The sequence below is a fragment of the Amycolatopsis sp. TRM77291 genome, assembly GCF_054166285.1.
On record NZ_JBSZHF010000001.1, the window covers coordinates 6199143 to 6212869 of the forward strand.

18 protein-coding genes are annotated in these 13727 nt (G+C 69.3%); 11 read left to right on the forward strand and 7 right to left on the reverse strand.

All coding sequences use genetic code 11. The annotated features are described in order from the left end of the window. Positions 1-10 precede the first annotated feature (10 nt). Positions 11-481, forward strand: a complete 471-nt coding sequence (locus ACXIZN_RS28510) for a hypothetical protein (protein ID WP_457958071.1) — start codon at positions 11-13, stop codon at positions 479-481. Here ACXIZN_RS28510 and ACXIZN_RS28515 read toward each other — a convergent pair. Continuing rightward, positions 442-1035 (reverse strand): histidine phosphatase family protein, encoded by a 594-nt coding sequence (locus ACXIZN_RS28515; RefSeq protein WP_457958072.1) that lies wholly within the window; start codon positions 1033-1035, stop codon positions 442-444. The two genes, ACXIZN_RS28510 and ACXIZN_RS28515, sit on opposite strands and share 40 nt — an antisense overlap. After that, positions 1014-1844: an alpha/beta fold hydrolase gene (locus tag ACXIZN_RS28520; RefSeq protein WP_457958074.1), complete on the reverse strand. Its 831-nt coding sequence runs from the start codon at positions 1842-1844 to the stop codon at positions 1014-1016. Before ACXIZN_RS28520 ends, ACXIZN_RS28515 begins: the two co-directional genes overlap by 22 nt. A gap of 27 nt (positions 1845-1871) precedes the next feature. Here ACXIZN_RS28520 and ACXIZN_RS28525 point away from each other — a divergent pair, with 27 nt between their 5' ends. The 5 genes from ACXIZN_RS28525 to ACXIZN_RS28545 all read left to right on the forward strand — a co-directional run bounded on the left by ACXIZN_RS28525 (position 1872) and on the right by ACXIZN_RS28545 (position 4455). Then, positions 1872-2267: a nitroreductase/quinone reductase family protein gene (locus ACXIZN_RS28525; protein WP_457958075.1), complete on the forward strand. Its 396-nt coding sequence runs from the start codon at positions 1872-1874 to the stop codon at positions 2265-2267. 42 nt (positions 2268-2309) lie between these two features. Further along, positions 2310-2705 (forward strand): MerR family transcriptional regulator, encoded by a 396-nt coding sequence (locus ACXIZN_RS28530; protein ID WP_192746662.1) that lies wholly within the window; start codon positions 2310-2312, stop codon positions 2703-2705. After that, positions 2706-3041 (forward strand): thioredoxin, encoded by a 336-nt coding sequence (trxA, locus tag ACXIZN_RS28535; RefSeq protein ID WP_457958077.1) that lies wholly within the window; start codon positions 2706-2708, stop codon positions 3039-3041. Between the two features lie 308 nt (positions 3042-3349). Further along, a complete protein-coding gene (locus ACXIZN_RS28540; RefSeq protein WP_457958078.1) occupies positions 3350-3973 on the forward strand; it encodes a LysE family transporter in 624 nt (207 codons plus the stop codon). Between the two features lie 56 nt (positions 3974-4029). Next, positions 4030-4455 carry a VOC family protein gene (locus ACXIZN_RS28545; protein WP_457958079.1) on the forward strand — a complete coding sequence of 142 codons (426 nt, stop codon included), beginning with the start codon at positions 4030-4032 and terminating at the stop codon, positions 4453-4455. Here the strand turns inward: ACXIZN_RS28545 and ACXIZN_RS28550 are convergent. The 5 genes from ACXIZN_RS28550 to ACXIZN_RS28570 form a co-directional block, all read right to left on the reverse strand. Continuing rightward, positions 4452-6215, reverse strand: coding sequence for a prolyl oligopeptidase family serine peptidase (locus ACXIZN_RS28550; protein ID WP_457958081.1), 1764 nt, complete (start codon positions 6213-6215; stop codon positions 4452-4454). The genes ACXIZN_RS28545 and ACXIZN_RS28550 overlap by 4 nt on opposite strands. A gap of 4 nt (positions 6216-6219) precedes the next feature. Beyond that, the gene (locus ACXIZN_RS28555; protein WP_457958083.1) at positions 6220-6657 is read right to left on the reverse strand and encodes an SRPBCC family protein; all 438 of its coding nucleotides are present in this window, start codon (positions 6655-6657) and stop codon (positions 6220-6222) included. Continuing rightward, positions 6654-6971, reverse strand: a complete 318-nt coding sequence (locus ACXIZN_RS28560) for an ArsR/SmtB family transcription factor (RefSeq protein ID WP_126735347.1) — start codon at positions 6969-6971, stop codon at positions 6654-6656. The genes ACXIZN_RS28555 and ACXIZN_RS28560 overlap by 4 nt, the downstream gene beginning before the upstream one ends. Before the next feature lie 67 nt (positions 6972-7038). Next, positions 7039-7743, reverse strand: coding sequence for a lysoplasmalogenase family protein (locus ACXIZN_RS28565; RefSeq protein ID WP_457958084.1), 705 nt, complete (start codon positions 7741-7743; stop codon positions 7039-7041). A gap of 45 nt (positions 7744-7788) precedes the next feature. After that, complete coding sequence (locus tag ACXIZN_RS28570; RefSeq protein ID WP_457958085.1) at positions 7789-8799, reverse strand: GlxA family transcriptional regulator; 1011 nt, start codon at positions 8797-8799, stop codon at positions 7789-7791. A 43-nt stretch (positions 8800-8842) separates the two neighbouring features. On the opposite strand from ACXIZN_RS28570, the gene ACXIZN_RS28575 reads away from it, so the two are divergent. The 5 genes from ACXIZN_RS28575 (at position 8843) to ACXIZN_RS28595 (ending at position 13671) form a co-directional block, all read left to right on the forward strand. Next, positions 8843-9613, forward strand: coding sequence for an NAD(P)H-dependent oxidoreductase (locus ACXIZN_RS28575; protein WP_457958087.1), 771 nt, complete (start codon positions 8843-8845; stop codon positions 9611-9613). Positions 9614-9681: 68 nt separating this feature from the next. After that, the gene (locus ACXIZN_RS28580; protein WP_457958089.1) at positions 9682-10833 is read left to right on the forward strand and encodes a sensor histidine kinase; all 1152 of its coding nucleotides are present in this window, start codon (positions 9682-9684) and stop codon (positions 10831-10833) included. Next, positions 10830-11495 carry a response regulator gene (locus ACXIZN_RS28585; RefSeq protein WP_457958091.1) on the forward strand — a complete coding sequence of 222 codons (666 nt, stop codon included), beginning with the start codon at positions 10830-10832 and terminating at the stop codon, positions 11493-11495. Before ACXIZN_RS28580 ends, ACXIZN_RS28585 begins: the two co-directional genes overlap by 4 nt. A gap of 323 nt (positions 11496-11818) precedes the next feature. Beyond that, a complete protein-coding gene (locus ACXIZN_RS28590) occupies positions 11819-13456 on the forward strand; it encodes an acyl-CoA carboxylase subunit beta (protein WP_457958093.1) in 1638 nt (545 codons plus the stop codon). Next, the gene (locus ACXIZN_RS28595) at positions 13453-13671 is read left to right on the forward strand and encodes an acyl-CoA carboxylase subunit epsilon (RefSeq protein ID WP_016331339.1); all 219 of its coding nucleotides are present in this window, start codon (positions 13453-13455) and stop codon (positions 13669-13671) included. Before ACXIZN_RS28590 ends, ACXIZN_RS28595 begins: the two co-directional genes overlap by 4 nt. Positions 13672-13727 lie beyond the last annotated feature (56 nt).

Consider the following 13727-nt stretch of genomic DNA (forward strand, 5'->3'; position numbering starts at 1 on the left):
CGTGGCGCCCATGCGTTCGATCGAGTTCCGCAGGATCTCCACGAGACCGGCCGAGCGGGAAACGTCGCTTCAGTTCCTGATCGACGGCGTTTCGTTCCTGGAGCTCGTGCGCGAAGCCGAACTTCCCGGCGCGCTCGCGGAACAGAAGGAGAGCATCGAGGAATGCCCGTCGGAGCCCGCACCCCTGCTCGCCGGGGATTACGCTCCCTCGACGAGGCTTTCCGCCGAGCATCTCCTCGGCGGGGCGCCGGATCGCGTTCCGCACGGCGTCGAAGACGACGAGCACCTCCTGCTGGGGTGCACTTGCGGTATCGACGACTGCTGGGCGTTGGTGGCGAAGATCGTGGCCGCCGAGGACACGGTGACCTGGTCGGCTCTGCGTAATACGTACCGCGACTGGGATTACGGCGGCATCGGTGATCTGACGTTCTCGCGACAGGACTACGAGAGGTCGCTTCGCGTCGCGTTCGGCGCCGGGTAGCGCTCGTAAGGCCAGCGCAGCCGGTGGACGGCGGGCATCGGCATGTCCCGGGAGAACGGCCAGCCGATCCCCGGCCGGACCCCGGCCAGCAGGCGGGACACGAAGGTCCCGTGACTGCCCACCAGCACGACACCGCCGTCATGCTCCTCCGCGAGCCGATCGACGGCGGCCATCGCGCGCGCCGTCAGCTGCCGCAGGCTCTCCGCGCCCGGACGCGCGAAATCCGGATCCGCCCAGCATCGCTCGTAGTGCGCGGCGTAGTCCGGTGTCGGCTCCAAGCCCGAGTCCCACTCACGTAGTTCCCAGCGTGTCGCGACTTCGAGCCCGGCCCGCTTGGCCACGGGCTCGACCGTCGCGACCGCTCGCCGGTACGGACTCGACACGACCGCCGTCGGGTTCATCGCGGCGAGTTCGTGCGCGAGCAGTTCCGCGGCGGCGACGCCGGCCGCGGTCAATGGCCGCTCCGGATCGTCGGGCCTCCCCGGTGATGGCGGAACGGACTCGGCGTGCCGGACCAGGACGACCTCGCAGCTCACGCCCGCTCGGCCAGCCACTCGAGCGCGGCCTCCCCGTGACGGAGCACCGAGACGTGCCCGTCCTCGGGAAAGACGCGCGCCTCGGCCGTCGCACACTGCCGGGCCAGCCATTCGCCGTGCGCGGGCGGCACGATCCGATCCGCGCCACCGTGCAGGTGCAGGACCGGCGCCCGGACGTCGGACGGCGCGAACCCCCAAGGGGCGACGTACGCGAGGTCGTCGTCGATCAGCCCGCCGGGCCCGCCCTCGACCGCGGGACCGACCACGTCGAGCACCCACTTCCAGTCGCCCGCCAAGGCCGCGTGATCCGCCGGGGTGAACATCTCGGCGTCGTATTCGGCGGTCGCCTCGTACCGCTCCTTTTCCGCCCGGCCCGCCGCGGCCGCCCTCAACGAGGCGGCTCCCGCCGCGCCCATCCCCGCGAACCAGTCCAGCCCTTCGGCGTCGTACGGAGCCGGACTCGCGACGCAGACCAGCGCCGACACCCGTTCCGGCGCCAGGGCCGCGCAGGCGAGAGCGTGCGGTCCGCCGCCGGAATGCCCGAAGACCGCGAATCGCTCGATCTCCAGGGCGTCGGCGATCTTTTCGGCGTCCGACGCCGCCGACGCGACATCCCGGCCGGGCCGCGGCGAAGAACCGCCGTAACCGGGCCGGTCGTAGGAGACCCACCGCAGCCCGAGCCGCTCGGCGGCCGCGAACAGCGGGACCGGCGGGGCGCCGATGTTCGGGGTGCCGTGGTGCCAGAAGACCACCGGTCCGGCCCCGCCGGTGTCGTACGTGTGAAGCGTGGTCCCGTCCCCCAGGTCCACGTCGGACTCGCTCACCATGGCCCGAGCGTAGGGCACCCTGGAGCCATGTCCCGCTATCACGAGATCAAGCACCGCGTGGCGACGACCTTTCAGCGCCACGTCGGCAACCCGATCCTCGGCCGCCTGCCGTCCCAGCCCGTCCTGGAGACCACCGGCCGCAGCTCCGGGCTGCCGCGGAGCACGCCGATCGGTGGCCGCCGGGTGGGCCGCTCGTTCTGGATCGTCTCGGAGTTCGGCGAGAAGTCGCAGTACGTCCGCAACATCCAGGCCGATCCGCGGGTCCGGCTCCGGCTCAAGGGGCGGTGGCACACCGGCACGGCGCGCCTGCTCCCCGACGACGACGCCCGCGCCCGGCTGAAGACCCTGCCCACGGTCAACAGCGCCGCCGTGCGGGCGATCGGCACGAACCTCCTCACCATCCGGATCGATCTCGACGACTGAACGTTTGCCTTGACGCCAAGGGCAAGGTTTACGCTCGGTTCCATGCGGATCGGCGAACTCGCCGCGCGTACCGGAACCACCACCCGCGCGCTGCGTTTCTATGAGTCACAAGGGCTTCTCGACGCACGGCGCGCGTCGAACGGCTACCGGGAGTACGACGAGGACGACTACCGGCTGGTGAACGAGATCCTGACCCTGCAAGCGGTCGGGCTCAGCCTCGAAGACACCAGGCCGTTCGTCGAGTGCCTGCGCGCCGGGCACGAGACCGGTGACTCGTGCGCCGATTCGATCGAGGTCTACCAACGCAAACTCGCCGAGGTGGACGCCTGTCTGGCCCGGCTCAACGACGTGCGGGAAAGCCTGCTGACGAAGCTGGCGGGTGCGCTGAAAACGCCGCCGGGGCCGTGCGTCGTCGTGCCGCGAAACGAGGAGGCCTGAATGTCCCTTTCCGTCGTCACCGACGCAACCTTCCAAGAGCTCGTCCTGGATCAGGACACGCCCGTCCTGGTGGACTTCTGGGCGCAATGGTGCCCGCCCTGCCACATGATCGCGCCGGTGCTCGAGCAGATCGCCGAAGAGCGGGCGGACGCGCTGCTCATCCGCAAGCTCAACTCCGACGAAAACCCGCTCACGGCACGGAATTATCAGGTCATGTCGCTGCCGACGCTGATCCTTTTCCGTGGCGGGAGTCCAGTGTGGACGACCGTCGGGGCCCGGCCGAAGGCCAAGCTGCTGGCCGACCTGGACGCCGCTCTGCAGCCCGCCCTCTCGTGAGTGGTGAGGGTTAAGGCAGCCGTGTCGGCGTTGCGAAAGCCACTTTCGCAACCTCGGCGCCTCCCGGTGCCCCCGCGGCATGTCGCGAAAGCCACTTTCGCGACGTCTGATGTCCCGAAAGTGGCTTTCGCGACACGAGCACCGGAGCCGACGCACCGCTGAAGTAATTGTGTTGCGCCGCGCCCCGTCCGTTCGCATCCTTCTCCCATGACTTCGACCCGCGCCTTCCTGAACCCGTCCTCCGTCGTCCGACGGGTGCGGGTGCAGCAGCAGGCCGGGTCCTGGCGGAGGCCGACTCCAGTCCGACCGTGAGCGCCGCGCTCGTCGCGGGCCTGCTCGCCGGGTACGGCATCGCCATCCCGGTGGGCGCGGTCGCGACCTATCTCGTGGTGCTGACGGCGAGATCGGGCCTCAAGATCGGCGCGTACGCCGCCCTCGGCGTAGCCACGGCCGACGGGTTGTACGCGCTGGCCGCGGTTCTCGGCGGCGGCGGGCTCATCCCCGTCATCGAACCGATCGCCGTACCGCTGCGCTGGGCGTCGGTGGTGGTCCTGCTCGCGCTGGCCGTCCACATTGGACTCAGCGGGATCCGGAACTTCCGCGACTCCGCGAAAGCCGAGGTGACGCAGCCGGTCACGATCGGGCCGGTGAAGGCCTACGTGAGCCTGCTCGGGATCACGCTGCTGAACCCGACGACGGTGGTCTACTTCGCGGCACTCGTACTCGGCAGCGAGGACATGGCCGCGGCGAGCGGAGCGGAACACGTGGTCTTCGTGGCCGCGGCGTTCGCGGCGTCGGTCAGCTGGCAACTGTTCCTCGCGGGCGGCGGCGCCGTGCTCGGCAAGGCGTTGACCGGACGCCGCGGGCGGCTGGTGACCGCGCTGGCGTCGAGCGCGCTCATCACCGTGCTCGGGCTGCGACTGCTCTGGTGAGAAACGGTCGCGAATCGAGGACCGTGGTTGTCCGCGTCGGCTGCGAGGCTGTGCCCATGACCGAAACCAAGGAACGCCTCGCCGACCTCCACACCTACCTCGCCTACCGCGACGCCCCCAAGGCCCTGCGCTGGCTCGAACGCGCCTTCGGCTTCGAGACCGTCGTGGAATACGCCGACGACAGGGGCCTGATCCTGCACTCCGAACTGCGGCTCGGCGAAGTCAGGATCATCGTGTTCAGCGCGGAGGAGGACTACGACCGCCCAGCACGCAAGGGCGAAACCGTCGGACACGGTCTGTACGTGAGCCTTCCGACCCAGGAAGCCGTGGATGCCGTGTTCGCCTCCGCCCTCGAAGCCGGCGCGACGTCGGTCTGGAAACCGGAAGACACCGAATGGGGCAACTACCGCTGCCGCGTCGACGACCTCGAAGGCTACGAATGGACTTTCGGCACGTACGTCCCCGGCGAACCGCAAAGCTAGAGCAGCCGCGCGAACCACTCGCGGGTGCGGCGGATCAGGTCCAGCTGGTGATCACGGCCGCGGATCGAATGCCCTTCACCGGGATACACGACGAGGTCGTGTTCGACGCCGAAGTGGCGTAGCGCGCGGTGAAAGAATTCCGCCTGGGACAACGGGACGTTCGTGTCGTCCGCACCGTGCACGATCAGTACGGGGGTCTCGATCTTCGACGCATAGGAGATCGGGCTGAGCTGATCGTGCCGGTGCGGGCCAGTCCCTTCCCAGCCGATACTCCCGGAATGCGCGGATTCCACCAGCGGCCCGAGTTCACCGGTCGCGGCGAGCATTCCCCAGTCACAGATCCCGGCCACCATCAGCGCCGCCTTGAACCGGCGGGTCTGCCCGACCGCCCAGGCCGTCATATATCCGCCGTGACTCCCGCCCGCGATCCCGAGCCGCTCCGGATCGGCCACTCCTTCGGCGACGAGGAGATCGATCCCGGTCTCGAGATCACTCCATTCCTCCAGGCCCACCCGTCCCGCGACGGAAGCGGCGAATTCGTGTCCATGACCTTGCCCTCCACGGGGATTCGGCAGGAAGACGGCGTGTCCCGCCGAGGCCAGCCATTGCGCCGACGGGTACCAGCCCAGCATGAAGCCGTCCGCGTGCCGGTCATACGGTCCGCCGTGAACCCGTGTGACCAGCGAGAAAGGTCCGTCTGCCCGAGTCTTTCCCGGCGGCAGAACGAGCAGGCCGTCCAACGCGAGGCCGTCGGACGCCTTGTAGGACAAACGTTCCTGGGAGCCCCACGAAATCCCCGCGAACTGCGGCGCCGTTTCACTCACCTGTTTCAGCGGACCGTCGATGGGGCCACAGTGGACATCCTTGGGCCGATACGCGGTGCTCAGCACGGTGACCACGATTTCGCCGTTCGAGGCCAGCGCATCGGCATGCCCGCGCCAGAACGCCACCTCGCCGTCACCGAGCCGATGGAGGGCCGTGTCGAGGCCGTCGGCCACGAGCACCAGAGGAGCACCGGAATCGACCTGCGCGAGCTTGTCCGGGCAAGCCGATTCCGGTGTCAGGTTGCGATGTTCCCCTGTCTCCACAGGAACGTCGAAGACCGCCCTGCCGCCCACCACTTCCGGATTCCCGAGGTACGCGACGTGCCAGCCGCCCTCGTCCCGCCACCAAACCGGGGAGGTGGCTTCGAACGCCGCCTGGCCTAGCTCACGACGTTCACCCGTTTCCAGGTCCAGCAAGGAAAGCCGGGGTTCGAGACCACCGGAATCGAGTTCGGGCGTCGGCCAGGTGACGACGGCGAGCGCACCGTCGTCCTGACGTCGGGCCACGTCGACCACGTGGTCCTCGACCAGCGTCGTGATCTCACCGGTTCGCGGGTCGAAGCTCCGCAGCCGTGCCGGACGGAGACTCTCGCTCCAGACCCGGATTTCCGCGGCGGGCGTCTCGTCTTCGGCGATGAACACGATCCGCTCGCGCATCGGCAGGAACGCGGTGATCTCACTCCGCCAGGCGAACAGCGGCCCGTCCTCCGTGTGAATCAGCCCGTCGCGGAGGAAGTGGAGAGAATCCGATGACCACCGAGGTGAGGAACCTTCAGCCACCTTTCGCGGCTTCTCGCCGCCGTCCACAGCGGCGACCCAGACCTCGGGGACGCCCTTCGCGATGGTCGAGACCTGGTAGGCGATCCACCGCCCGTCCGGGGAGAGCGCGGGGTTCGACGGGACACGGCTGTCGACGATCAGCTCAGCGGTCAGCATGCGTTCATACTGCCGACAACGCCTTCCCCAGCGCATCGAGCCAGTCGGCCGTGCCCTGTTCCCGCCACGCCGGCTCTTCGTGGCCGTCGAGGAAGGTGCCCTGCTCGGTCAACGTCAGCCGGGTGCCGCCCTCCTCGGCTTCGAGCAGGATCGTCGTGACCGACACCGTCGCCAGGACGTCGTCCGCGGAGAGCCTTCCCGCGTAGACGATCCGCTCGTTTTCCGCGATGTCCTCGTAGCGGGCTTCGAAGACCGGCCGCTTGCCGTCGCCGGGGCCGCTGATGACCTCGCGGCCGCCGACCCGGAAGTCCAGGGAGTGCCCGCCGCCGGGCACGGTGATCCAACCGGCCTTCGCGGCCGGATCCGACCAGGCGGCGAAAACGCGTTCCGGCGGCACGGGGTAGACGCGCTCGAGGGTGAAAGTGGCGTGTTTGACGGTCATGGCCTTTTCCCTTCGTCGGTGTCCAGAAAGCCGCCAAGGCGATCGAGCCGGTGTTCCCAGCCGGTGCGCTGCCCGCCGAGCCAGTCCTCGGCCATCCGCAGCCCCTCCGGTTCGAGGTGGCAGGTGCGGACGCGCCCCGCCTTCTCCGACCGGACGAGCCCGGCGGATTCCAACACCTGGAGGTGCTGCATCACGGCGGGCAGCGACATCGACAACGGCTGTGCGAGCTCCCCCACCGAGGCGGGTCCCCGGGTGAGGCGCTCGATCATTTCGCGGCGCGTCCCGTCGGACAGCGCCTTGAACACCTGGTCCATGCGTTGGTTAGGCACATGCTTAACTATCCGCCCGGGCCGGACGATAGTCAAGTAAGTACTTAACTTTCTAGTCTTCCGCCGTCATGCCTTCGACGAGCAGCCACTGCGACGCGAGATACGAAGTCAGCACGAAGGTTTCGAGGTTGGCCCGCACCCGCTCGCTGGTGACGAAGTTGCGGCGGATCAGGATCGCCAGATCCGACGCGGAGAACAGCAGCGCGCCGGCCGCGATCCAGGTGCGGCGGTCACCCGACGGGACCACCATCCCGCCCGAGACCTTGGCCTTCGGCGCCAGTACCGGGTCGGCCGCGAGGGTCGACGTCGTGCTCAGCAGGCCTCCGTAGACCGAAAGCACCGAAGAGACCGGAGAGGGCTTCGGCAACGCCATCGCGACCGCGGCCGCCGCCCACGCCGCCAGCCTGGGCGGCGCCGTCGCCGCGCGCGGGCGAGCACCGCGGCGCCACAACAGCGCGGAATACAGCACCTGCATGACACCGAACGACGTCGCACCCCTGATCAGCTGGCCGTCCTCGTCGGACCTGCCCATGAAGTGGTCGCCCGCGCCCGCCGCGATCAACGCGGTGACGAGCAGGCCCTTCTCCCCCGGCGCGAGCCCCCGCGCACGCGCGACCCTGGCGGCGAGCACCGGGACCGCGGCCGGTTTGGTCGCGAGTTGCAGCTTCCGATTACCTGTCCGCGCGGAGTACACCGTGCCGATCGCGGCACCGGCGAACAACACCCGTTCGGCGAGTTTGAGGGCCTTCACAACCACCTCCGGAACTTATCTCCGGGTAAGTTACCAGGCGGTCAGCTGATTTCAGACGGCTTCGCGGAAGGTGTTCCGATAAGCGCTCGGCGAGACCCCCAACGCCGCCTGCAGATGCTGGCGCAGCGACGCGGCGGTACCGAAACCCGCTTCGGTGGCGACCTTGTCCACCGGCAGATCGGTCTCTTCGAGCAGTTGACGGGCGCGTTCGATCCGCTGCTGGGTCAGCCACTGCAAGGCCGAAATCCCGACCTCGTCGCGGAACCGACGCGTGAACGTCCTCGTGCTCATCGCCTCTTTCGCCGCGAGCTCGCGCAACGTCAACGGCCGGTCGAGATTCTCGAGCGCCCAAGCCCGCGCGGCCGCCGTCGAGGAGGACTGCGGCTCCGGCACCGGCCGCCGGATGAACTGCGCCTGCCCGCCCTCGCGGTGCGGCGAGACGACCGTTCCGCGCGCGACCTCGTTCGCGATCGCGGCACCGTGGTCGCAGCGGATCATGTGCAGGCAGAGGTCGATGCCGGACGCGACGCCCGCCGCGGTCAGGACGTTCCCGTCGTCGGTGTAGAGCACGTTGGGATCGAGGTCGACCTTCGGGAACTTCGCCTGGAAGTCCAGCGCCGATCGCCAGTGCGTGGTCGCCTTCCGGCCGTCGAGCAGGCCGGCGGCGGCGAGCACGAAGGCACCCGTGCAGATCGACGCGATCCTGGCTTCCGGCCGGATCAGTTCCAGCGCCCGCGCGAGCGGCTCGGTGAGGTCATGCCCCGACGGTTCGTATTCGGTGGACGACGCCGGGATGACCACGGTGTCGGCCTCGGCCAGCACCTCCGGCCCGTGCGCGACCGAGATCGTGACGTCGGCGTCGGTCCGGACCTGGCCCGGCTCCGGCGTGCAGGTGACGACCTCGTAGAGCGGCTCGCCGTCGGCGGATTTGGCCGTGCCGAACAGGCGGGTGACGATGCCGAGCTCCATCACCAGCATTCCGTGGCGGACCAGCACGGCGACCCGATGACGGCCGGGATGCGTGAAAGAGCTCATGGCTCGATTCTTGCACATGTTGTCCATCGGGCCACTCGTCCCGGCCGGGAGAACGCGCGACGGTGGGGCCATGAACGTGCTGTGGATCTCCGCTCATCCGGAACCCCGTTCCCTCAGCGGCTCGCTGCGCGACGAAGGGTTGCGCACCCTCCGGGCGCAGGGCGCCGACGTCCGGGAATCCGATCTGTACGCGATGAAGTGGAAGGCCGTGGTCGACGCCGACGACTTCGGCCGGGCCGCTTCCCCGGACCGGCTCATCGTCGGTTCGACGTCGAAGAACGCCTTCGAGACCGGCGAACTCGGCGAGGACATCCGCGCCGAGCACGGAAAACTGGCGTGGGCGGACACCGTGATCGTCCAGTTCCCGCTGTGGTGGTACGGAATGCCCGCCATCCTCAAGGGCTGGTTCGACCGCGTCTTCGTCAAGGGTTTCGCTTACGGCGTCCAGCGTCCCGACGGCCGGACGGCTCGCTACGGCGAGGGAGCGCTGGCCGGGAAACGTGCCATGGTCGTGCTGACCGCGGGCGCGCCGGAGGCCACGATCGGCCCGCGCGGGGTGAACGGCGAAATCGGCGACCTGCTGTTCCCGTTGCAGCACGGGACGCTCTGGTACGCGGGCATGTCCGTCCTTCCCCCGCTGACGATCTGCGGCGCCGACCGCGTCTCGCCCGAACACTACGAAGCCGCCGCCGAGGCGCTGCGCGAACGGCTGCGGACACTGTCCACTCAGGAACCGATTCCGTTCCGCCACCAGAACGGGGGCGATTACGACGACGATCTGGTCCTGCGTCCGGAACTCGCGCCGGGGCGCGGCGGGATCGGCGTCCATCTGTCCCGCTGATCTCCACCCAGGGGATGACCTCCGCCGGACGGACGCGCACGCACCGTCCGTCCGGTTAAGTTCGCCGTATGAAACAGCCGTCGGCGCTCCCCCAACGGGTGGCGTACACGATCGACGCGCTCCTCGCGCTGGTGCTCGTCGTGGCCGTCGGCGGGAACCTGGCGGCGCGGACCTGGACGTTCCTCGTCGCCATCCCGATGTGGCTCGCCTGGGCGACGGTGGCCGCCAGCGGGATCGCGATCGCGCTGCGGCGCCATCGGCCCCTGGTCGCGTACGGCCTCGGCCTCGGCAGCCTGGTCCCCGCCCTGCTCGCCGGCAACGGGCTGGGCCCGGCCGCGCTCCTGGCCACCGCGTGCGCCCTGTACACGGTGGCGCTGGAACATCCGCGCGCCCGCTCGCTGATCGCGATGGGTCTCGGCCTGGTCGTCGTCATGATCTTCGAGTTCCTGCGGCTCGGGCCGAACACGATCGCGTCGACGGCCTTCGCGGGCGGCGGCGTGGCGGGCTCGTGGGCACTGGGCTGGATGACACGGCAACGGCGCGCGAATCTGGCCCAGCTCGCGGAAACCCAGGCCGATCAGGCGGTTTCCGACGAACGGCTGCGGATCGCGCGCGAGATGCACGACGTCGTCGCGCACAGCATGAGCCTGATCGCGGTCAAGGCTGCCGTCGGCAACCACGTCGCACGGGAACAGCCCGAAGAAGCCCGCGAAGCGTTGCGGGTCATCGAACTCACCAGCCGCGAGACGCTCGTCGAACTCCGGCGGATGCTCGGCGTCCTCCGTTCCGGTGACGGGACGCCCGAGGCCGCGCTCGGCCCCGCGCCGAAACTCGCCGATCTGCGGACCTTGGCCGAACGCGCCGGACAGGCCGGGGTGCGGGTGGAGCTGTCCGGCGAGGCGGTGGACGACCTGCCCGAAGGTGTCGCGCTTTCGGTCTACCGCATCACGCAGGAGGCGGTGACCAACGTCGTGAAGCACGCGGGACCGTCGGCCTGCCGGGTCACGATCACCGAAGGCCCCGGCGAGGTCAGCGTCGAGATCGTCGACGACGGGCGCGGCGAGGTCTCGCCGCCCGCCGCGGGCGGGCACGGCTTGATCGGCATGCGCGAACGCGTCGCCGTCTACGGTGGTGACTTCGAAGCGGGCCCGCTGCCCGCCGGGGGATTCCGGGTGTTCGCGCGGTTGCCGTACGCCGCCAAGGAAGTGGGGACACGATGATCCGCGTACTGATCGCCGACGACCAGGCGTTGCTGCGGGGCAGCTTCCGCGTGCTCGTCGACAGCGCGCCGGACCTCGAAGTCGTCGGGGAGGCGAGCGACGGCGCGGAGGCCGCGGAACTCGCCGAGAAGGAACGCCCCGACGTCGTGCTGATGGACGTCCGCATGCCCGAACTGGACGGGATCGAAGCGACCCGGCGGATCTGCGCGTCGCCCACCACCGAAGGCGTCCACGTGCTGATGCTGACCACGTTCGACCTCGACGCCTACGTCTATTCGGCCCTGCGCGCGGGCGCGAGCGGATTCCTGCTGAAGGACACCCCGCCCGCCGAACTGCTGAGCGCGATCCGGGTCGTCGCGGCGGGCGAAGGACTGCTCGCGCCTTCGATCACGCGAAGGCTCATCGCCGAGTTCGCCCGGCTGCCCGACCCCGGTCAGCGCGTCGCGGCTTCGCTGGACAACATCACCACGCGCGAACGCGAGGTCCTGAGCCTGATCGCGCGCGGCTTGTCGAACGACGAGATCGCCGGGGCCCTGCATCTCGGACTGGCGACCGTGAAGACGCATATCGGCCACCTCCTGCACAAACTCGCGGCGCGGGACCGGGCGCAGCTGGTGATCGCGGCGTACGAATCGGGGCTGGTGCGCGCCTCCGTCCAGTGACGTCCACTCGCTCGCGCCAAGCCCCACGGACGTGTCGCGAAAGCCACTTTCGGGACATCAGACGTCGCGAAAGTGGCTTTCGCGACGCGTCCGGCTGGTGTCGCGCGAGTCGGGTGGGTCGTGAAGGCCTCCTTGCCTACCTTCAAGGTAGGGAAGGAGGCCTTCACGGACATCGACCCGGGCGGCACGNTTCGGGACATCAGACGTCGCGAAAGTGGCTTTCGCGACACCCCACACCGGCCCTGCCCCCAACGGACCGGTCGGTAACGGACGTTGCCTACGCCACACGCGAAGTGACCGTCGAGTAGCTAGGCTGCGCTTTCATGAGCAGTGCGACGGAGCCGCTCGGGACGCCGCCCGAGGACGAACCGGACATCCACACCACGGCCGGCAAGCTGGCCGACCTGTACCGCCGGTATGACGAGGCGGTCCACGCGGGTTCCGCGAGGGCGGTGGAGAGCCAGCACGCCAAGGGCAAGAAGACCGCCCGCGAGCGGATCGACCTGCTCCTGGACGAGGGCTCCTTCGTCGAACTCGACGAGCTCGCGAAGCACCGCTCGGTGAACTTCGGCCAGGAGAAGAACCGGCCCTACGGCGACGGCGTCGTCACCGGCTACGGCACCGTCGACGGACGTCCGGTGTGCGTGTTCAGCCAGGACGTCACGGTCTTCGGCGGTTCACTCGGTGAGGTGTACGGCGAGAAGATCGTCAAGGTGATGGACCTGGCGATCAAGACCGGCCGCCCGATCATCGGCATCAACGAGGGCGGCGGCGCGCGGATCCAGGAAGGCGTCGTCTCGCTCGGGCTGTACGGCGAGATCTTCAACCGCAACGTCAAGGCGTCCGGCGTCATCCCGCAGATCTCGCTGATCATGGGCGCCAACGCGGGCGGGCACGTCTACTCCCCCGCGCTGACCGACTTCGTGGTGATGGTCGACAAGACCTCGCACATGTTCATCACCGGTCCCGACGTCGTGAAGACCGTGACGGGTGAAGAGGTCTCCTTCGAGGAACTCGGCGGCGGGCGCACGCACAACACCCGTTCGGGCAACGCGCACTACCTCGGTTCCGACGACGAGGACGCGATCGCCTACGTCAAGGAACTGCTCTCGTTCCTCCCGGCGAACAACCTGTCCGAGGCGCCGCTCTTCGAGACCGGCTCCGCGCCCGGCGGATTCTTCGACGACGTCACCGAGTCCGACCGCGAACTCGACACGCTGATCCCGGACTCGCCGAACCAGCCGTACGACATGCACGAGGTCATCACCCGCATCGTCGACGACGGCGACTTCCTCGAGGTGCACGAGCTGTTCGCGCCCAACATCCTGGTCGGCTTCGGCCGGGTGGACGGGCGCAGCGTCGGCATCGTGGCGAACCAGCCGACCCAGTTCGCCGGCTGCCTCGACATCGACGCGTCCGAGAAGGCCGCGCGGTTCGTGCGCACCTGCGACGCGTTCAACATCCCGGTGCTGACCTTCGTCGACGTCCCCGGCTTCCTGCCCGGCACCGACCAGGAGTGGAACGGCATCATCCGGCGCGGCGCGAAGCTGATCTACGCCTACGCCGAAGCGACCGTCCCGCTCGTCACCGTCATCACCCGCAAGGCGTACGGCGGCGCGTACGACGTCATGGGTTCGAAGCACCTCGGCGCGGACATCAACCTGGCCTGGCCGACGGCGCAGGTCGCGGTCATGGGCGCGCAGGGCGCGGCGAACATCGTGCACCGCAAGACCCTCGCCGCGGCCGCCGCCGACGGCAAGGACGTCGACGCGCTGCGCGCCGAGCTGATCCAGGAGTACGAGGACACGCTCCTGAACCCGTACGCGGCGGCCGAGCGCGGCTACGTCGACTCGGTGATCGTGCCCGCGCACACCCGCGGCCACATCGCGAAGGCGCTCTCGCTGCTCCAAGGCAAACGGGAGACGCTGCCGCCCAAGAAGCACGGGAACATCCCGCTGTGACCGCGCCCGAAACCCCGCTGCTGCGCGTCGTCCGGGGCAACCCGGACGACGCCGAGCTCGCCGCGCTGACCGCCGTCGTCGCGGCGGCGGCCGGCGCGCGGGCGCCGGAACCGGCCCCGAAACGGGATTCCTGGTGGGCGGACAAGGCCTCGCTCGTACGGGCGCCGCTCGCGCCCGGCGAAGGGGCTTGGCGGGCTTCGGCGCTGCCTCGCTGAAAGCGGCTCCGCGGGCTATCGTGACGGATCCGCCGACCGCGATCGCCCACCGGAAA